Below are 20,368 nucleotides of genomic sequence, written 5' to 3' on the forward strand. Positions count from 1 at the left end.
GTATTGGGATTTTTATCATGAAACTGCATAAGTCCTGTAGCTATAATCCACATTAAAGAAACTTACAGACGCAGGTGGAATGTGTAAGACTTACTTTCCGTACGCAGCCCGTACTATCGAAATGGGATGGGCTGTTTTAACCCCGGCGCCATGGGAAATCTGCAGACGGCAAGTGCCGCAGTCTGATAAAACAGTGGTTACACCACTGGCTTTAATGGTTTCAAACAAATTGCTGCCCACTGCCATAGCGATGTCATACTTATCGTCTTTAAAGCCATAATTTCCTGAGATACCGCAGCAGCCGGCATCCGCATCGGTTACTTCAACGCCCGGCAGCATCCGTACAAGCTCCAGGCTGGGCTTGCCGATCCCCTGGACCCTGAGGTGGCAAGGCGCATGATACAAATAGTTGCCGGTTTGCTTACGGAAATTAGTATTGAGCTGTCCCTCATCATACAGTTCCAGTAAAAACTCTGAGATATCATAGATACGGGAGGAAACTTTATCCAAATCTTCAAGTTCAAACAACTCCTGATATTCCTGCTTGAGCATCAGGCCGCAACTGGTGCAGGCGGTTATGATCGGATACCCCTGTTCAATATACTTTGCCAGTATGCCCACATTGGTCCGGGCGTTGGCCTCGGCTTCCTCCAGATAGCCGTTGACTACCAGGGGCGACCCGCAGCACACGGCCTCCTCCGGGACAATGACCTCAAACTGGTTGGCTTGTAACACGGCAACGACATCAAGCCCCACTTCCGGCTGATTGTAATTAATAAAACAGCCGGGATAAAATACAACCTTATTGGCCTGCGGCTGCTGCTTAATTTTTCGGAATTGCTTGTAGAAAGACTGGGACGCATAAGCCGGCAGCGGTGCTTTATCCGAAATACCCAGCTTTTTCAAGACGGCTTTGCTAAGAAAGTTATTCATGCCCATATTGGCCAGGCCAGGAGTGAGGCTGGCCATTTTGGCCATTTGTTCGCTATGAGACAGCATCCAGTCCCGGAAGGGCTGTTTATGGGTCTTATAGTAATTAGCCCTGGCTTTCATATTCAGCGTGGACACAGGCACGCGCGACGGGCAGCTGATATCACAGTTTTTACAGTTGGAGCAATATTCCAGAGCAGCGTCATAGTCATCTGTCGCCAGCCGGAAGCGCTCACCGGCCGGCCCGGCCAGCTTAGGTCCCCTGAACTCCCGCACTGCCTGGGTAACCGGACAGTGTACAACGCAGGCGGTGCAGGTTGTACAGCTATCCGGATTATAGTGATGTTTTTTCATATGTTTTCTCTCCATCTATTAAAGTCGATTTCTTCAGATAGCGCTCAATCTATCTGAAGGTTCGCACAGGATACATTATTAGTCTGTCACTGGCTTTAGCAGCTTAAACCGGCTTTATAACCGGATACCAGCGCCACGCCATTTCCTGATTTTTCCAAACAATAATCATAGCCGCCCAGATTACGTCCGGCCACATATACATTAGTGAGGAGCACCCTGCCGTCTCTGTCTACCGGCCGCAGACTGCTGTCAACCGTAATACCGATTTTGGCAAACGGCTGGGCCGAGCCGGTAAATAATTTGAGTGTCCCCCAATCTTCCCGGTCAACAGGCGCAGCCACCGGCAGATTAAAGACGGCCTCCCGGACATTGTCAGGCTCCGCCACAATACCGCCGCCGAAAAAGCCGCCTGTCGCCAAAATGACAGCCTCAGTGTTATAGGAACGCTCGCGGTCGATATTGCTGGTAACCACGGCGGTAACACGCTCCCCGTCCTGCACGGCCCAAGCCGCATGAGCCTGTTCCATTATCGTGACTCCCAGCTTTTTGGCGCGGTTTAAGAGCATGGCCCGCAGCCTAAGACCGGTGATGGCCGTCGGCAAGATCACAGACTCAACAAATTTACAGTTGAGCATGCCTTCCAGAGTATCCCGGACCGCATACCCGGGCTTTGAACCCAAAACCGGCGGAATAATGACAGCTGTGCCTGGTTTAATGTATTTGGTCAATTGTTCCCGGCAGGCCTGCTGGCCCTGAATGGTATCCAGCCATCTGGCAATGTCCAGCGTGGTAACATCCCGGCCACCGGTAAAGCCGGGGTCGATCATAACTTGTTCATAGTTTTTCTGATAACCGGCGATTTTGCTAAGCCCTTTGACAATAAGTTCCGGAAAGTAATCTTTAAGCCTTGTAAAACCGGCAACCACTACATGACTGGCCGCCAGGACCGGCGCCATATCCATAGTCTGAGGTATCAGGCAGCTGGGTTTTAATGTCCCGATGGCGGTTGGCAGCCATTGCAGCCGATCCAGTCCGCCGGTATAAGCAAAGCCTTCCTCCCGGCAAATATTCAGGAAAAAGTCCACCGCTTCCCCCACGGCCAAAGCCCCGACCTTGCTGTACGGATGCTCCGGCGGCAAATTGTCGAGGCCGGACCGGGGCGTCTTCACCGGCGTACTGCCTTCCAAATAGCCTAGTATATCAATTGTGCCGCCGCCAATGGCCAGCGTTCCGGCGCCGGAAGTCATAAGCGTAACTTTTTTGCCCCGTCCGGCCGCTGTTATAGCTGCTGTCAGGCCGGCAAGTCCGCCGCCAATTACAATAACATCACTTGTTCTCATGTTTAACCGCTCCATCTATGTTTAATGCGGCCGCATAAATGCCTCGCATCAGTTCGGCTTCGCGCAACTGATTACCCCAAAGCACCGGCCGGATACCGTTCCAGCGCGCCTCTAAGAAATCTTCGATAAGTCCGGGCGCATCCTTACTGGTAATGAGTTCATTGGTCGCCGCCACGCCTACGCTGCGGAAACCACAAAAGGCTCCCTGGCAGGTGCCCATGCCCATGCGGGTCTTACGGCGGACATCCTCCAGGCTGTGACTGGTTTCGTCGGCCGCCATGGCTTCCACCTCGGCCAGCGTCACCATTTCACACTCGCATAAGAGCTGTCGTTTAGCCGGACTGGCCTCCATGGCTTTGACGACTTCGGTCAGTTTGGGGCCAAGGCGGGATACGGCCTGATTAACACTGTAGGCCGGAAAGAAACGCTTTGCCCCCTGGATAACGGCAGCCGGCGCCTCTTCAAGCAAGGGTTCAGCCGCAGTCCGGCATTCAGCCGTAACCCCCAGTTTGGCGCATACTTTGTCAGCCATCTTCTCGGCCATCAGCCGGTAGGTGGTGAGTTTGCCGCCAACAATTGTCGCCATCCCTTTCAGGCCGTCTTGTTCGTGATCAATAATGGTAAAGTTCCGGGATGCCGCGCGGCCGGCCGCGCTTGGATCAGCGCTGTACAGCGGCCGGGTTCCGGCAAAGGTGCGAAGAATACGGTAATTGTAGATGTCCTCAAATAAGGGCTGGCCGATTTTAAGCAGCTGAGTTACCTCGGCTGTGCGCGGAATCGTGTCATCCGGCCGTGAGGCGGGCGAGGACGTTGTACCTAAAATAGTAATCGAGCCGTGGGGCACAAAGATATCGCCGTCAGACGGCGGCCGCAGCCTGTTAACTACCCGGCTGGTAAAACGGTGGTTGAAGGCAATCAGCACCCCTCTGTCGGGCTGAACGTGCACGTCAATTCCGGCCAAGTGCGCAACCTGGCCGACCCAGGAGCCTGCGGCGTTGACAATATAATCGCAGGCAATTGAGCGGGTCTCGCCGGTAAGCGTGTTTCTGACCTTAACTCCCACTACCTGGTTGTTTACATGTTCAATAGCAATCACTTCTGTATATGTTAATGCCTGCCCGCCGAACCGCCGGGCTGACATGACATTCTGCCAGACCAGACGGAAACCGTCGATGGCGGAATCCGGCACACGATAAGCGGAAACCAGCCGGCTGGTAAGCTGCGGCTCGAGCCGCACGGCTTCGGCCGGTGTCAGGGGAGTGGCCGGTATACCGACTTTAGCACAGGCCGCCACCCAGGCTGCCTCAAATTGTTCGTCATCTTCCGGCAAACGCACGAACAAACCTTCGGTTTCTTCGACGGCATGCCGGGCAATCTTACGGAGAATCATGTTTTCTTCAATACATTCCTGCGCAGACTCAGCATCTTTCACAGCATACCGGCCGCCGCTGTGCAGCAGGCCATGGAACCGGGAACTGGTACCATAAGCGAGGTCTTTTTGTTCTACTAGAATGGCTTTTACACCGCGCATGGCCAGGTCCCGGAGAATACCAACCCCGGTGGCCCCGCCGCCGATGATAAGAACAGTAGCTTGCATATTGTAAAACTCCTTCTGGGAGTCTGGCTTGACTCCAAAATTAGGGTAAAAAAGGATAGAGAAGTCCCCTTGGGCCGCTAACTGGCGCAAGAAGGACTTCTCTTTATCTCTAAGTCCGGTGTATAAACATTGTCAGGTGGTGTTGTTTAGTCTTCCCAATCCATTGAGCGCTTGACGGCCTTCTGCCAGCCTTTATAAAGTTTAGCGCTTTGTTCGCTTGCCATTTGCGGCTCGAAGCGGTTGTCAAGTTTCCAATTCTTAACGAGATCTTCTTTATTGCTCCAGACGCCTACAGCCAAACCGGCAAGGTAGGCTGCCCCCAAAGCCGTCGTCTCGGTAACCTGCGGACGGTCAACAGGCACGCCAAGGATATCGGCCTGGAACTGCATGAGAATATTATTGACAACAGCGCCGCCGTCAACTTTCAGCGCTTGCAGTTTAATAGCTGAATCGGCTTCCATTGCGCTCAGCACGTCTTTGGTTTGATACGCCATGGAATCCAGCGTTGCCCGGACAACATGCGCTTTGGTTGTGCCACGGGTCAGGCCAAGAATCGCGCCGCGGGCAGTCATGTTCCAATAGGGAGCGCCCAGGCCAACAAAGGCCGGAACAACATACACGCCTTCGGAATCGCTAACCTTGCCGGCAATATACTCGGAATCAGGAGCGGCGTCAATCAGTTTGAGGCCGTCACGCAGCCACTGTACGGCGGAACCGGCCACGAAAATACTGCCTTCCAGCGCATATTCGACTTTACCCTCAATCCCCCAGGCAATGGTGGTCAATAAGCCGTTTTGGGATTCGTATACCTCGGAACCGGTGTTCATGAGCATAAAGCAACCGGTACCATAGGTATTCTTGGCCATACCCGGCTTAAAGCAAGTCTGACCGAACAGTGCGGACTGCTGGTCACCGGCGGCGCCGGCGATCGGCACAGTCGCGCCCAGGAACACAGTCGGATCGGTGTTGCCGTATACTTCACTGGATGGACGGACTACCGGCAGCATAGAGGCTGGCACGGTTAAGGCCGCCAGGAGTTCTTCATCCCATTTGAGTTCCCGGATGTTATACATCAACGTCCGGGAAGCGTTGGAATAGTCAGTGACATGCACTTTGCCGCCTGACAGTTTCCAGATAAGCCAGGTATCAATGGTGCCGAACAGCAGCTCGCCCTTTTCCGCTTTGGCGCGGGCGCCTTCTACGTTATCGAGAATCCATTTTACCTTGGTGCCGGAGAAATAAGCGTCAACTACCAGACCCGTCTTTTTGCGGAAAGTGTCTTCCAGTCCTTTGGCTTTCAAGTCGTTGCAGATGTCCATGGTTTGGCGGGACTGCCAGACAATAGCGTTATATACCGGTTTGCCTGTTGTTTTGTCCCAAACCACAGTGGTCTCACGTTGGTTGGTAATACCGATGGCGGCAACGTCAGCTGCACTGATGCCTGCTTTAGCCACAGCTTCAGCAGCAACACCGATTTGTGAGCTCCAGATTTCATCGGCATTGTGCTCTACCCAACCTGGCTTAGGGAAAATTTGTGTGAACTCCTTTTGGGCAACTGCAACAATATTGGACTCTGAGTCGAACACGATGGCCCGTGAACTGGTTGTTCCTTGGTCAAGCGCAAGTACATACTTTTTGGTCATGACAGCAACTCCTTTTTTTTGCATTTTAAGGCCCAGGCCTCAATTGCCTCTAAAAGACTATATAAACAATTAAGCTTACTTACAACAATCCGGAAGTTAAACCAAAGCAAGAGCTCTGCAAATCACGAAGGCAAGAGTCGCGCCAATCATCGGGCCAACTACCGGAACCCAGGAATAAGACCAGTCGGAATCACCTTTACCAGCAATCGGCAGAATAGCATGAGCAATACGGGGCCCTAGGTCACGAGCAGGATTCAACGCATAACCGGTGGGGCCGCCGAGGCTCAAGCCAACCGCCCAAATTACCATTGCAGTAATGTAAACACCAAAACCAGTTGGGAAACCAGTAGTACCTTGTACCGCTTTACTGCCGATAGTGTAGAAAGCGATCAGTAAGAAGCAGGTTGCCAATGCTTCACACAGCAGAGCCGGCCCGAATTTGCGAACGATAGGCGCAGTAGAGAATACAGCCAGTTTCGTACCTTTGTCTTCAGTAATTTCCCAATGCGGGAGGTAAACCAGCCAGGTAATAACACCGCCGGCAATACCGCCAAGCAATTGGACGCCCATAGTGGCAATAGCATGAGGGACACTGTATACACCTGCATACATTTTGAAAAGAGTAACTGCCGGATTGAGATCTGTCTGAGGGGCCCCTGTGGCAAGCGCAGCAAATACTCCCAGCATAACTGCAAATGCCCACCCTGCGGTAATTACAATCCAGCCGCCGCCATTGGCTCTAGAACGTGCTAAGACTACGTTAGCTACAACACCGCAGCCAAATGTCAAAAGGATCATCGTACCAAAAAATTCGCCAAACAAATTAGTCATAAATAATACCTCCTATTAATTTATAAAGCATTACTTCCTGACACAGCATTTGTCAAACATCTCGCCCTTGCTGCTCCCCTTCCCTCCTCTGAGACATAAAAAAACAAAGCCAAAATTAACCCCAAAACAACAAACCTTTGCTCAGGCGAAAATTCGGACTTTTCTTTATCTCTGTCCCTTTATTCTTCTAGTTCATATATATTCTCTTCCGGGCGGTGAATTCCTGCTTATTTTTGATAATTCTAAAAATTATTATTTTCACATATTCCACCCTTGGTGGACTAAGCTACCAAAGTTCACGTTTACTGGCACTTACGGCACTCAACCCGCTTCTAATGGCCTGTTCGATATCCTCACGGGTGTGCATAAGGCCGCCGCCTAAAATAGGCAATCCGGTCATATCTGCCAATTCAGCAACTACACTGGACGGCACAGAGGCCGGCAGCAGTTCAAGCGCATCCGGTTTGTAACTTTTCAGCAGGTTGACTCCAGTCTTAATGGCCTCCGAATCCATCAAAAACAGGCGGTGAATAACCAGCATACCTGATTCACGCGCTATTTTGCCAAGCTGGGGTTTGGTAGTGATAACGGCTGCCACACCCATGCGGGCCAAAAAAACAATCCCGGCTTTGTCCTTCCCTACCCCGCCCAATAAATCCAAATGCACCAGCGCCCGTTTCTTATATGCGCGGGCCTGCTCTAACAGTTCAGGTAAAATATTAATGTCACCAAACAGCAGGCTGACACTGGGACTGGCGGAATGCTCCAGCGCGTATTTGAAATCTTCATAATTGCGCGGTGCAGGTATGACATTACCGTTACATAGTAATTTAAAAAAACTCTGTTGAGTCATCAGACACTCACCGCCTTTGGAATAATATTCTTGTTTCATATTCGCCATCTGTGCCGATATACCTCTAGTAAATATACGATTTTTTTGGCATTTTATGTCAAATTACAAATACTTTACGCCAATCTTTTGGCAAAAGCTTACAGCCAATGTTTCCTTATCCGACGGAAGCTATACTTTCTGTCAGGACAAACAAAAAGAGACCTCGCTAAAAGTATATACAATCAGGAGATCTCTAAACTTAAAATCAATGTCTTTTCCGTTTACTTGATGCTGCAATTCCCAATTCTTCCCGGTATTTGGCGACCGTTCGCCGCGAAATCATAATTCCCTTGCCGTTCAAGAGGTCGCTTAGCGCCTGGTCGCTCAAGGGCTGGGTTGCATCTTCGGCAGACACAAGTTCCTTCATTTCCTGTTTGACCCTGCTTGCCGAAACATCCTCACCGCCGGCGCTTTGTACACCCGAACTGAAAAAAGTGTTCATACCCAATAACCCATGAGGAGTTGCTACATATTTGTTGGCCGTAGCCCGGCTTACTGTGGACTCATGAACACCAATCTGCTCTGCTACCTTTTTCATGGTAAGCGGCCTTAGAAACTTGGGCCCATGGTCAAAAAACGCCCTCTGCAGGCTAATGATAGCCTCGGTTACATTATATAAGGTCCGGCGGCGCTGTTCGATACTTTTAATAAGCCAGACAGCGGCATTGATACGCCCCTCCACATACTTTCTGGCATCGCTGTCAGCCTCCCGGACCACTTCCCGGTAATACGGATTTATGGCTAACTGCGGCACATGGCTGTCATTAATATGAATAACATAGCCGCTGTTTAATCGCTCTATCGTGACGTCAGGCACTATATATCCCGGCTGGCCGCCGCCAAAAGCCCGTCCCGGCTTAGGGTCCAGCGTGCGGATGATGTCTACGGCCTGTTGGACTTCATGGAGCGAGCAATGCTGCTTATCGGCGATTTGTTTGTACCGGCCGGAAGCCACCTGATCAAGATGGTCCCTGATGACCGCCACGGTCAGATCATATATCTGACTGTCATAATCCAGTTCCTTGCTTTCCAGTTGAATAAGCAGACATTCCTGGAGATTACCGGCCCCTACCCCGAGCGGATCGAAGGTTTGGATGATGGTAAGGACATCCAGTACTGTCTTTTCCGCCACGCCTAATTGGGTGGCAACTTCGGCTGGCGTACAACATAAATACCCATTGTCGTCAATACAGCCAATCAGATATTTGCCAACGGTCAGGTGAGTGGCATTTAAGACGGCAAAGTGAAGTTGCATTTCCAGGTAATTTTGTAAAGAGACAGCCTCGGTATCGGCGATTTCCCGCCGCTTAGTCTCTTCGGTCCCGCCGGACTGGATACCGGAGGTAGTCTGCATACCGTTGCACAAATACTCAATCCAGCCGTCGGCTTCGGGTTGGTTGTCTCCTTCCAGCTTGAGTGGTTCAGCCTCCTGCATAGTCGGTTCTTCCCCACCGTCACTAGCGTCAGGTTCCAATACCGGGTTCTCGAGCAATTCTTTTTCCACCAGTGCCGCTAGATCAGTAGCCGGCAACTGAAGAATAGCAATCGCCTGACGCAATTGGGGAGTCATTATTAACTTTTGGGTGGTTTCCAGCTTAAGTCCATAATCCAATTGCATCGCTTTACCTCCCCCTAGGCTTGCCTGTTTTTTTCTATCCGGTGACCAACCCGCTCGCTCTATGACTTTTGCTTCCCGCAACTGAGAGCTATACCGCTACGGGCGCAAGCGAGCGGCTAAATCACCGGATAAGGGCAGCTAACCTCAGTCGGGATTAACCCCAACTGAAGATAAGTTTACTTTATATAATGCTATGACAATTTTCTGAAAATATGTCAACATATCCGAGGCAACTGCTCACCTGCTAACATATCTACCAGGCGCAAACCGCCCACCATGGTTTTTAACGCCACCTGCCCGGGCGGTTTTTCCGTGACCGTACCAATGATACAAGCCGAACCGGCAAGCGCATTTTGTCGCATGATCGCCAAAACCTGCTCATTATACTCTTTTTCGACAATAACAATTACTTTTCCTTCATTGGCAAGATACAAAGGATCAAACCCCAATATTTCACATACAGCCTGCACTTCAGGCCGGACCGGGACGGCATTTTCCTCCAGGATAATACCTACACCGGCATCTGCCGCAATTTCATTAAGCGTGGTCGCCAGCCCGCCGCGGGTGGGATCACGCAGCATGGTAACCGCAGCAGGCACAGCGGTCAGCAGTTCCCGGACAAGCTTGTTAAGCGGGGCGCAGTCACTGACAATTTGCGCCGGCAGTGTAAGCCCGTGCCGCTCGCTCATAACGGCAATCGCATGATCGCCAAGATAACCGCTGACAATTACGGTCTGGCCAGGTTTAACCCGCCGGGCATCAATGTCAACGCCCGGTAATATACGGCCAATACCGGCCGTATTAATGTAGAGGCCGTCTACTGCCCCTTTTTCCACCACTTTGGTATCACCGGTAACGATTGCTACTCCGGCAGCCAGCGCCGCCGACTGCATTGATGCAATAATCTGCTGCAGCTCACCTGCCGGCAAACCCTCTTCCACTATAAAGCCGGCACTAAGGTAAAGCGGCTCTGCTCCGCACATGGCCAAATCATTTACCGTGCCGCAAACGGCCAGTTTGCCAATATCACCGCCAGGGAAAAACCGTGGTTTAACAACATAGCTGTCGGTGCTGAATGCCAGCCGGGCGCCGTCAATCGTCAGCCGGGCGCCGTCGTGCAGTTCTGACAGGACCGGATTGGCAAAGGCCGGCAGGATAAAATGCTTAATAAGATCATGGCTCAGGCGGCCGCCGCTGCCATGTCCCAACAGTATGCGCTCCGGTGCTTTATACATAACTCCACCGTCCTTGGCCGTATTTGTACCAGGCGGCACAGGCCCCTTCCACCGACACCATGCAGGCCCCCACCGGCTTTTCCGGTGTACAGTTCAAACCAAACTGCGGGCATTCGGCCGGAACTATGCGCCCGCGCAACACTTCGCCGCAGCGGCACCCCGCCGGTTCCCGGGTAATAACCCCGCTTAAGGGCAGCATGTCCTGGGCGGAAAACCGTTTGTAGGCCAGGGTTAATTCCAGCCCGGAACCGTCAATTACGCCAAAACCCCGCCAGGCAGCAGCCGCCGGCTGGTATATCTTATCGAGAATGGCGACCGCCGCAGGATTGCCTTCCGGTTTGACAACCCGGCTGTACTGGTTCTCCAGTGCCGCTTTGCCTGCGGCAATTTGTTCCAATAGCAGATAGATGCCCTGCAGGATATCCAGCGCCTCAAAGCCGGTAACAACAGCCGGAACCCGGTATTCCTCAGCAAGAAAGCGGTATGGGGCAAGCCCGCTGATTGCCGTCGTATGACCGGGCAGCAAAAAGCCGTCCACGTTAATGTCCTCTGCCGTCAAAATGGCCCGTAGTGCCGGCGGCACCAGCTTATGGGCCGATAAAACAAAAAAGTTGTCAATTCCTAGCTGCTCGGCCTGCAATATGGTTGCAGCCGCAGTTGGCGCCGTTGTCTCAAAACCCACTGCCAGAAAGATTACTTTTTTATCCGGGTTTTCCCGGGCAATATCCAGGCTTTCCAAAGGCGAATAAACAACGCGGATGGCAGCGCCCTGCGCTTTCCGGGCCAGCAGCGTAGAGCTGGACCCCGGCACTTTCAGCATATCGCCAAAGGTGGTGATAATGATATCCGGACAGGAGCTATATGCTATAGCGGTGTCAAGATACTCGTTGGGAGTTACACACACCGGACAACCGGGCCCGCTTACCAGTTCAACCGATTCCGGCAGCAACTGGCGGATACCGTTGCGGAAAATGGCGACCGTATGAGTACCGCAAACCTCCATAATACGTACCGGGCGGCTTGCCAGCCTGCCAATCCCCTCAGTTAATGACCGCGCGGCGCGAGCTGTTTCCTCAGCGTTCAGGCGCATATTGCTCAAGCTCCTTAAACAGCTCCAGGGTACGGAGCGCTTCTTCCTCGTCAATGGACTGAATGGCAAAGCCGGCATGAACCAGTACATAATCACCGGCAACAGCTTCAGGAAGCAGCATAAGGCTCACCTGGCGGGTTACCCCGCTGACATCCACGGTAGCCATCCAGTCATTACGCTCGACTATTTTGGCAGGAACGGCTAAACACATACTTAATTGCTCCTTTCCCCGGCAATAACTGCCTGGCCAAGGGCCAAACCGCCGTCATTGGGCGGCGACTGCCGGTGCAGATATAAGGAAAAATCGTATTGCCCGAGCATTCCGATAATTTGGGTTAACAGGGTTATATTCTGAAACACGCCGCCGCTTAGGGCTACTGACTTAAGGCCGGTGACCCGGCTTATTCTCAGCGTTATCTCACATGTGGCCGCCGCCAGGGTAGTATGAAAATCGGCGGCTAACTGTCCACAGGCAATACCCCGTCTGATGCCCTGACAGATAGTCATTACCAACGGCTTATAATCAAACACCAGCAGGCCATTGCTTTCCTGAATGGCATAGGGCAGCACCTGACCGCGAAAGCCTCTGGCGGCTAACTCCAGTTCAACCGCAGCCTGCCCCTCATAGTTGATCTGCAGCCTGATACCCAGTAAGGCGGCGACGGCGTCAAACAGCCGGCCGGCGCCTGAGGTCTGAGGCGTATTGATACCTTTTTCCGCAGCGGCCAGCACCAGCTCCCAGCCTGGCGGCAGATTACGGGTAAGCGGTATATCGAGCGCCGCAAAGTCCTGTCCGTATAATTCCTTCAGCAGACAGACAGCCAGCCGCCACGGTTCCCGGATGGCCTTGGCCCCGCCCGGCAGCGGCATATATGCCAAATGCCCCGCCCGCCGGTATTGCCTCAGATCAGCCACCAAAAATTCGCCGCCCCATAACGAACCGTCCGGACCGTAGCCTGTACCGTCAAAAGCCAGACCGATAACCGGGCCGGTTAGATGATGTTCCGCCATAACAGCCGCAATATGGGCATGATGGTGCTGGACGGGCACGCCCGGCAAAGCCAGCGCAACCGCATACTTTGTTGACAAATATTCAGGATGCAGGTCATAAGCGACAACTTCCGGCGTTACGGCAAGCAAATTTTTTAAATGCTCGATGGCTGCCAGATACGACTGGTAGGTTGGCAAATTCTCCAGGTCGCCGGTATGACTGCTCAGAAAGGCCTGCCGGCCACGGATTAAGCAAAAAGTATTCTTCAGTTCGGCGCCTACCGCCAGTACAGCCGGCAGTTCGCGGGACAGATTAACGGGCGCCGGAACATAGCCCCGGCTGCGCCGGATAAAGTAAGGTTTATCCTGGACAATGCGGATTACCGAATCGTCGGCCCGGCAATGGATGGCACGGTTATGAATCAGATAGTAGTCGGCAATGGCACTAAGCCGCCGGCGGGCGTCCTCATCCTGATACGCAATAGGCTCATCAGCAAGGTTACCGCTGGTCATAACCCAGACATCCTCGGCCTTAAGCAGCAGGTAATGCACCGGCGCATACGGCAGCATCACCCCAATATAAGGATTGCCCGGGGCTATGCTGCTGGCAAGGTCATAGCACGCTCCCTTGGCTAAAAGCACAATCGGACCGGCTGCACTGGTCAGCAGCTCTACCTCCGCCGCCGAAGCCAGACAATGTTTCTGTATGGCTGCCAGGCTGCCGGCCATAACGGCAAACGGCTTGTCCTCGCGGACCTTCCGTTGCCTAAGGTGTGCTACTGCCGCCTCGTCCCTGGCATTTACGGCCAGATGATAACCGCCCAGACCTTTGATAGCCAGTATCGAACCTTGGGCTATCAACCGGGCGGCCATTGCCGGCGGATCCTGCCCTTGGGGCTTAAGTTCCCGGCCTTCCCTGTCCAGCAACACATATGCCGGCCCACAGACCGGACAGGCATTTGGCTGCGCGTGGAAGCGGCGGCTGGCCGGGTCGTCATACTCGGCCTGACAGGCCGGGCACATGGCAAATTCCCGCATGGTGGTTTTCCGCCGGTCATAGGGAATGTCCTGAATAATGGTATAACGCGGGCCGCAATTTGTACAATTAATGAAAGGGTACCGGTAGCGCCTGTCGGTCGGTTCCAGGAGTTCCCCGCGGCAGTGCGCGCAAGTGGCAACATCTGGTGAAATAAGCGCCGTCTTTGCCTGACCGGTTACGCTTGTCCTGATCTGAAAGCCGGCATAATTGCCCGGTTCGCAGGGAGTGACGGTAAGCGATTCAATGACAGCCAGCGGTGGCGCCTGTTGCCTGATAGCCGCCACAAAACCGTCAACAGCCGCCTGCCACCCCTCTGCTACCAGTTCTACCCCGCTGCCGTCGTTGGCAACCCAGCCACTGACCTTATGCCTCATCGCCAGATTATAAACATAGGGGCGGAATCCCACCCCCTGGACAACGCCAGTTATGTGGATCCGGACTGCTTCATAAGCCATAATATACTCCTTGGCGTAGAAGTAAGCTCGACACTATCCGGCTGAAAGCGGCTATTTTTCCTGAGACATGGCCAGCTTAGCCTGAATCATGATGGCGCACTCCAGCCGTTTTTTCTGCAGTTCACATCCCAGCTCATAGGGCTGGTGCAAATCGTTGTGGAATAAATCGGCGTTGGCATGACAGCCGCCGCTGCAATAGAACCTGGCCCAGCATTCCCGGCAGGCTGGCTTGTTGAGAACATGGGCCTGACGGAATTTAGCCGGCATTTCCTGGTTGAGGACACCGTCGTATACATTGCCAAGTTTATACTCATCCCGCCCGACAAATTGATGACAGGGATACAAATCGCCGTCCGGCGTGACGGCAAAATATTCGTGACCGGCGCCGCAGCCGCTTAGGCGTTTGGCAACACAGGGACCATTGCTCAAATCAAGGTTAAAGTGGAAAAACTCAAAGCCATTGCCGCTTAACTTGCGGGCCAGATATTCCTCCGCCAAGAGTTCGTACTGGCGGAATAATTCCGGCAGATGAGCTTCAGTTAAGGCATAATCGGCATCTTTGGCCACAACCGGTTCCACCGACAGCTGTTTAAACCCTTGATCGGCCATCGACAGCACATCGGCGGCAAAATCAAGGTTATAGGCTGTAAAGGTGCCGCGCAAATAGTAATTCTGCCCGCTGCGGCTGGCAACAAGCTTCTCTGACCGGGTGACGGCATCGGCATAACTGCCGCGGCCGGCGGCATTAGGCCGCATGCGGTCGTGTACTTCCGGTCTGCCGTCAAGGCTGAGCACCAGGCTAATATTGTTTTCATTCAGGTAGTTAATAATCTCGTCGGTTAATAGCACGGCGTTAGTAGTCAGCGTCAGCTTGAAGACTTTGCCGGTTTCGGCTTCCCGCCGCCGTACATAACTGACAACGTGCTTAACGGTATCCATATTCAAAAGTGGTTCGCCGCCAAAAAAGTCCAGCTCGCAATTGCGGCGCGGACCACTGTTTTCAATAATAAAATCAACAGCCCGTTCACCGATGGCTTTAGGCATCAGCCCACGGCTATGGCCGAAGTCACCCGTACCGGCAAAGCAATAGCCGCAGCGCAGATTACAGTCGTGGGCGACATGCAGGCACAGGGACTTAACCAGCGGCTTTTGACTAAGGGATAAAGGCACCGATAACTCAGGGGATAACAGTTGCCCTGCGCTAACAAGCTCTTTCAGTTCCTGCAGCGCTTCGGTAATATTCTGAGCAGGGTATTTATCCTTAAGTGCGGCGATGACCTCGTCATCATTAGCACCGTTAAAAATATCCATTATATCGTATACTAAATTATCAACAATGTGCACGGCGCCGCTATTGATGTCAAGAACAATATACAGGCCGTTTAGAATAAACTTATGAACTTGCATTACGAATTGATTCCTTTCTTGTTTTGAGGCTGCTTAGAAACGCTCATCAACAGAAGGGCATTTCTAAGCAGCCTCAAAAAAATGGAGCCCCTTGGTGGCAAGGGGCATTTTTTCCTGCTTATTTCTGGCAAACCTGATTGCCGACAGTACAGGAAGTTTTGCATGCCGATTGGCAGGAAGCCTGGCATTCTCCGCAGCCGCCAGTGTGAACTGTTTGAGCGAGTGATGCTTTATTGATAGTCACAACATGTTTTTTCATAGGATAATTCCCTCCTTGCCTACGCAAATATGTAATCTATTGCTACTCTATTATTGTAGCCTGTTTGCAGTCAGGAATCAATAGGCAAAGGCGAGATTGCCGCCGACACACAGGGAACGGCTGATTATCCCGGTACCAATCCGCTTAAAGAGTCCCGTCTTTGGAAGTATACGTCAAGAGCGGCTAATATCCCGGATAAGGACAGCCAGCCTTCAGACAGGATAGCTCCCGCCTGAAGGCTGGTGTACTTTATTTCGGTTTCGCCGCCGGAGCCAGCAGAATTTTTACCGGCAAGTTGGAAGCGCCGGGCGGGGAGAAGGTCAGCCAGAGAGACTCACCGCCGGAATAATCGCCAAGATGAGTTACGTCAGTAACTGTTTTTACGCCAAAAAAAAGTTTATCGGCAGGGGTATCCAGTGTCGCCAGTTCCTGCCGGCGGTACTTGACATTCATACCTCCGGCATACTCCCCGCCGCGGGGATTTAAGTAAACAGCATACTTCTGCTCGAAGGCTGTAGGAATAAACAGCTTGTACACAACACCATAGTTGCCGTAGTTTAGGGTTTGGGATCCGTCGGTCGCGTCAATCCCGGCAACAAAGGCATCCAGTTTGTGATCTGCCAGGGTAATACCCACAAGGCCATTTTCCGACGCATTGTAGACCTCACTGGGAACAACCAGCCGGTCTTTTCCGGGGAACGTACCTCTAAGACGCTGGCTATCGGTTGGCAAAACCGCTGCTTTGGCGGCAAATTCCGCCGGGCTGGCATCAACCGGCAGCATCATTACCGTAACTTTAACCGGAATTTTGCTCTGGAAATCATAAATACCGTTAACCAGTTCGTCCGGTGCTACCACAATATCATTAAGCACCGGCTCCAACAGGGCTGTGCCCCCGGCCGGAACCTCGACAAGCTCGACTTCCTCATGCTTTAAATAATTCATTTGGGCTACTTTGCCGACAGCAAGATAATCCAGTCCCGGACCGCCCAGTCCGTATTTGCTGATAATAATATCAGTCGCCTGATCAGAACTATTGGTTAATAATACTACAATTTTCTTGGGCTCCTTGGTCGCATTTACGTGATGAAAAAAGAGGCGGGTATCGCCGCTTACCGTATCCTGATACATGATGCCGTCGGCAGGCACCATTTCCGGGCTGTCCGATAACAGGAGCTGACCGCCCTGTTCCGTGATGGTAACCGGCAATTCAGTAACATTATACAAATCGGCCTTGGCCGGAAAAGCCGGCTTGGCCTGTGCCAGTCCAGGATAGGCCGCAACACTGACAATAGCTGTAGCAACAACTGCCGCACTTACATGACGAAGCCAATTAAACAAAAGCATACCTCCTAACAATGGTTGGCCACCTACCAGGATTATAACAGACTATCAGCAGACCAGCAACCATCAGGAAGACTTTACAAAGAAAATACGGCTTGCACCGAGCCTTGGCAAAACGGCAGCTGTTGCGCCGTTCATCCTGGCAGCAAGTTATTTTCCGGACAAAAAAATACGCCCGCACTATGATCGGGCTATCGCCTGCAGGGGCTCGGCATCACAAAGACAATCTGGCAAGCAGGTGTGCCCGTAAGAGCCGCAGGCGAAATTCCCACAAGCCGTATTTGGGCCGGGGTATATTGACCCGTTTCAGTTGGTAAACGTCGCCAGAGCCTGTGCCCAGGCCCGGCAGCCCGGTACAGGCTCCCCTGTAGCCCGCCTGTTTGGCCGCAGTAATGGTGTCCGGATTATATTGACCAAAAGGATAAGCCAAAAATTCAACCGGTCGGCCTAAATTTGTCTCCAGCGTTTGCTTCGAACGCATAAGCTCGTCCAGCATTTGCGGCTGGGCGAGCTCACTTAATGCCACATGACTGAAGGTATGCGACCCGATTTCGGTGCCGCTTACTTGCATGGCGCGAATCTGCTCCCAGGTCAAATAGCCGCTCTGTCCGACCTGTCCGGCAATCACAAACACAGTGCCTCTCAGGCCGTACTTTTTCATAATCGGCAAAGCGGTAAGATAATTATCGGCATAACCGTCATCAAACGAAATAATGACAGGCTTGTCAGGCAGTGGACTTCCCCCCTGTGCGGCCGCAAGCATATCAGCCAGTGAAACGGCAGTATAGCCGTGGCTGCTTAGGTATTGCATCTGCTGTTCAAATTCGTCGGGGTCAATACTATACACTTCCGGCAAATTATCAACCTGGTGATACGCCAGGATGGGTACTCCGGTTCCCGGCGCCAGCAGCCAGAAAATAAACAAGCCAATAATTACGAGAATACCTTTTACCATTTTACTCATTTTTATCTATCTCCGGTGCCGGCGGCTCATTATCGAGCGACTGGGCTATCTCCCCCAGCTTGCGCAGGCGGTGATTAATACCGGATTTGCCGACCCTGCCTTCCAGGGCCTCTACTAATTCGGACAAGGTAGCCTCCGGATAGGCCAGTCTGGTCTCGGCCACCTCCCGGAGGGGCGCCGGGAGTTTGTCCAGTCCCAGTTTTTGGGCAATAAGCCGGATGCTTTCTACCTGCCGTACAGCTGCGTTAACGGTTTTTTGCAAATTAGCGGTTTCACAGTTAACCAGGCGGTTGACCTGATTGCGCATGCCTTTGACCACCCGCACGTTCTCAAAAGTCAGTAAGGCGTTATGGGCGCCGATAATTTGCAGAAAAGCGGTTATGGCATTACCGTCTTTCAGATATATGATATAATCGTCTTTACGGTCTGTCAGACGGCCAGGCAAACTAAGCGATTTCATGATTTTCACCAGCGACTTGGCCAGTTCGGCATTCCCTGTCACCAACTCCAGATGATAGGAGCCTTCCGGACGGTTAACCGAGCCGGCCCCCAGAAATGCGCCGCGCAGGTACGCCCTGCGACAGCATGCTTTACGCAAAATAGCACTGTCAGACTGGACATTAAGGCCGTCTCCCCGCATTATCCCCAGGGCCGCCAACAATTCATTAACTCCGGGTGACGGTACCACCCGCACATGATAGGTATTATTTTTTTTGAGCCGCCGCCCTCTGGTTACCATGACTTCGGTTTTTACATTGGAATAGCGTTTTATCAGGCTGAGTACCTTCCTGGTAACAGCCGCATTTTCACTGCTGAAATTGATGCCTAACGTAGCGTTGCCGCCGATGGACATTGCGCCCCCCATCCGGATCAGCGCCGCCAGTTCGGCACCATAACAACAGTTATTCTCGCCGCTTACACGAGCCAGCTCATTCTTTACTTCAGTTGAAAATGACAATGTCGTCAGTCCTTTAGTTTTTTAATGCTCTCCGACATGATGTAATAATCCAAAAGCCGCATCCGGTCAGAATTAATTCTTAAATCGTAGACCATGGACATAATGGTTTTGGACAGCCTCACCGGATCATGGCGCACCAGATTGGTTTCACTGATCAGGTTGGCTTTTATTACTTTAACCCCCAGCGCCTCGATTGCTTCAATATCCGGCTCGACAGGATAAGCGCCCTGCCCGGCGTAGATGTCGCGCAGTTCCGGCGCGACATCCTGAACATTAATAACGGCAATATCGATGCTGCCGGGACCGGCATGATCAAGGATGGCTTTGATATGGTCGGAAGCCGTATACCCATCTGTCTCGCCCGGTTGGGTCATGACATTACAAATATAAATTTTGACGGCATCGCTCTCATGCAGCGCCTCGGCAATGCCCTTGACTAATAAATTAGGAATAACACTGGTGTACAGACTGCCGGGACCCAGAATACAGGCGTCCGCCTCCCGGATGGCGTCCACGGCCCCTTTGACGGGTGCTACCTCCGCCGGCTTAATAGACACCTTTTTAATCCGTTTGCCGGCCAGAGGAATCTGGGACTCGCCGTTCACCTGGGTGCCGTCGGCCATTTCGGCCACAAGCTGCACCCGCTCGGTTGAGGAAGGCAATACCTGACCGCGCACTGCCAGAACTTTGCTGGACTCTTTTAATGCCAGCTCAACATCGCCGACAATCTCGGTCATGGCCGCAATAAAGAGATTGCCGAAACTGTGGCCGGCCAGCTCACCATGGCCGCCAAACCGGTGCTGAAATAATTTTTCCATAAGCGGTTCGGTATCGGCCAAGGCCACCAGGCAATTCCTTAAATCGCCCGGTGGAATAATTCCCAGGTCTTCACGCAGCCGACCGGATGAACCGCCGTCATCGGCCACCGTAACAATGGCCGTCAAATTACTGCTAATGCCTTTTATACCACGGAGTAAAACCGAGAGCCCTGTGCCGCCGCCAATAACGGCAATAGCCGGCCCACGGCCCAGCTTGCGCTTTTCAAAAATAATCTCGACAAGCTTATCAGATCCTTCGGGAACAAGAACACTGATGACTGAATGTATAATCTGCCTTGTGGCCGCCAGCATTATACTTAATCCCAAAGCAATAATGGCACTGCCGGCGATAGTCGTAACGGCATAGTAAAAGCTGCCTGTCGTCATATAAAACAAACGGAAGATGGCTTCCTCCACAACGCCAATATATTTATAGTTAAACACAATGGCCAGGCCCACACTGACTAAGATAACACCAACTGAAAATAGCAGCAGCCAGCGTTTAAACTTCATGCCCGGGTATAGCCACTTTAAAAAATGCACTTTTATCCCACCCCCGAGACGGTTATAGTATGGACTCCCAGTACGACTACGTCACGGCCCA

The 20,368-nt window shown here is 52.4% G+C and carries 17 protein-coding genes; all 17 read right to left on the reverse strand.

What is annotated here, in order from left to right:
• Window positions 1-90: 90 nt before the first annotated feature.
• Entirely contained in the window at window positions 91-1,284 is a 1,194-nt protein-coding gene (locus SATMO3_RS22375; protein WP_371371982.1) for an anaerobic glycerol-3-phosphate dehydrogenase subunit C, read from the reverse strand.
• A gap of 95 nt (window positions 1,285-1,379) precedes the next feature.
• A complete protein-coding gene (gene glpB, locus SATMO3_RS22380) occupies window positions 1,380-2,624 on the reverse strand; it encodes an anaerobic glycerol-3-phosphate dehydrogenase subunit GlpB (protein ID WP_371371983.1) in 1,245 nt (414 codons plus the stop codon).
• Window positions 2,611-4,221, reverse strand: coding sequence for an anaerobic glycerol-3-phosphate dehydrogenase subunit GlpA (glpA, locus tag SATMO3_RS22385; RefSeq protein ID WP_371371984.1), 1,611 nt, complete (start codon window positions 4,219-4,221; stop codon window positions 2,611-2,613). Before glpA ends, glpB begins: the two co-directional genes overlap by 14 nt.
• A gap of 146 nt (window positions 4,222-4,367) precedes the next feature.
• On the reverse strand, window positions 4,368-5,864 hold the full coding sequence (glpK, locus tag SATMO3_RS22390; RefSeq protein ID WP_371371985.1) for a glycerol kinase GlpK: 1,497 nt from the start codon (window positions 5,862-5,864) through the stop codon (window positions 4,368-4,370).
• 96 nt (window positions 5,865-5,960) lie between these two features.
• Window positions 5,961-6,695, reverse strand: a complete 735-nt coding sequence (locus SATMO3_RS22395; RefSeq protein WP_371371986.1) for an MIP/aquaporin family protein — start codon at window positions 6,693-6,695, stop codon at window positions 5,961-5,963.
• Window positions 6,696-6,981: 286 nt separating this feature from the next.
• On the reverse strand, window positions 6,982-7,548 hold the full coding sequence (locus tag SATMO3_RS22400; RefSeq protein ID WP_371381769.1) for a glycerol-3-phosphate responsive antiterminator: 567 nt from the start codon (window positions 7,546-7,548) through the stop codon (window positions 6,982-6,984).
• A 244-nt stretch (window positions 7,549-7,792) separates the two neighbouring features.
• Entirely contained in the window at window positions 7,793-9,205 is a 1,413-nt protein-coding gene (gene rpoN / locus SATMO3_RS22405; protein WP_371371987.1) for an RNA polymerase factor sigma-54, read from the reverse strand.
• Window positions 9,206-9,420: 215 nt separating this feature from the next.
• Window positions 9,421-10,440, reverse strand: coding sequence for a hydrogenase expression/formation protein HypE (gene hypE / locus SATMO3_RS22410; protein ID WP_371371988.1), 1,020 nt, complete (start codon window positions 10,438-10,440; stop codon window positions 9,421-9,423).
• A complete protein-coding gene (gene hypD, locus SATMO3_RS22415; RefSeq protein WP_371371989.1) occupies window positions 10,433-11,530 on the reverse strand; it encodes a hydrogenase formation protein HypD in 1,098 nt (365 codons plus the stop codon). Before hypD ends, hypE begins: the two co-directional genes overlap by 8 nt.
• Window positions 11,514-11,741: a HypC/HybG/HupF family hydrogenase formation chaperone gene (locus tag SATMO3_RS22420; protein WP_371371990.1), complete on the reverse strand. Its 228-nt coding sequence runs from the start codon at window positions 11,739-11,741 to the stop codon at window positions 11,514-11,516. Before SATMO3_RS22420 ends, hypD begins: the two co-directional genes overlap by 17 nt.
• Before the next feature lie 2 nt (window positions 11,742-11,743).
• Entirely contained in the window at window positions 11,744-14,014 is a 2,271-nt protein-coding gene (gene hypF, locus SATMO3_RS22425) for a carbamoyltransferase HypF (protein WP_371371991.1), read from the reverse strand.
• A gap of 51 nt (window positions 14,015-14,065) precedes the next feature.
• Complete coding sequence (gene scfB / locus SATMO3_RS22430; protein ID WP_371371992.1) at window positions 14,066-15,421, reverse strand: thioether cross-link-forming SCIFF peptide maturase; 1,356 nt, start codon at window positions 15,419-15,421, stop codon at window positions 14,066-14,068.
• Window positions 15,422-15,539: 118 nt separating this feature from the next.
• A complete protein-coding gene (gene scfA, locus SATMO3_RS22435; RefSeq protein ID WP_075757400.1) occupies window positions 15,540-15,680 on the reverse strand; it encodes a six-cysteine ranthipeptide SCIFF in 141 nt (46 codons plus the stop codon).
• A gap of 249 nt (window positions 15,681-15,929) precedes the next feature.
• Entirely contained in the window at window positions 15,930-17,021 is a 1,092-nt protein-coding gene (locus tag SATMO3_RS22440; protein ID WP_371371993.1) for a copper amine oxidase, read from the reverse strand.
• A gap of 217 nt (window positions 17,022-17,238) precedes the next feature.
• Window positions 17,239-17,988, reverse strand: a complete 750-nt coding sequence (locus SATMO3_RS22445; protein ID WP_371371994.1) for a polysaccharide deacetylase family protein — start codon at window positions 17,986-17,988, stop codon at window positions 17,239-17,241.
• Window positions 17,981-18,946, reverse strand: a complete 966-nt coding sequence (whiA, locus tag SATMO3_RS22450) for a DNA-binding protein WhiA (protein ID WP_371371995.1) — start codon at window positions 18,944-18,946, stop codon at window positions 17,981-17,983. Before whiA ends, SATMO3_RS22445 begins: the two co-directional genes overlap by 8 nt.
• A 5-nt stretch (window positions 18,947-18,951) precedes the next feature.
• Complete coding sequence (yvcK, locus tag SATMO3_RS22455) at window positions 18,952-20,307, reverse strand: uridine diphosphate-N-acetylglucosamine-binding protein YvcK (protein WP_371371996.1); 1,356 nt, start codon at window positions 20,305-20,307, stop codon at window positions 18,952-18,954.
• Window positions 20,308-20,368 lie beyond the last annotated feature (61 nt).

Origin of the sequence: Sporomusa aerivorans (assembly GCF_041428895.1) — a bacterium.
GTDB lineage: Bacteria > Bacillota > Negativicutes > Sporomusales > Sporomusaceae > Sporomusa > Sporomusa aerivorans.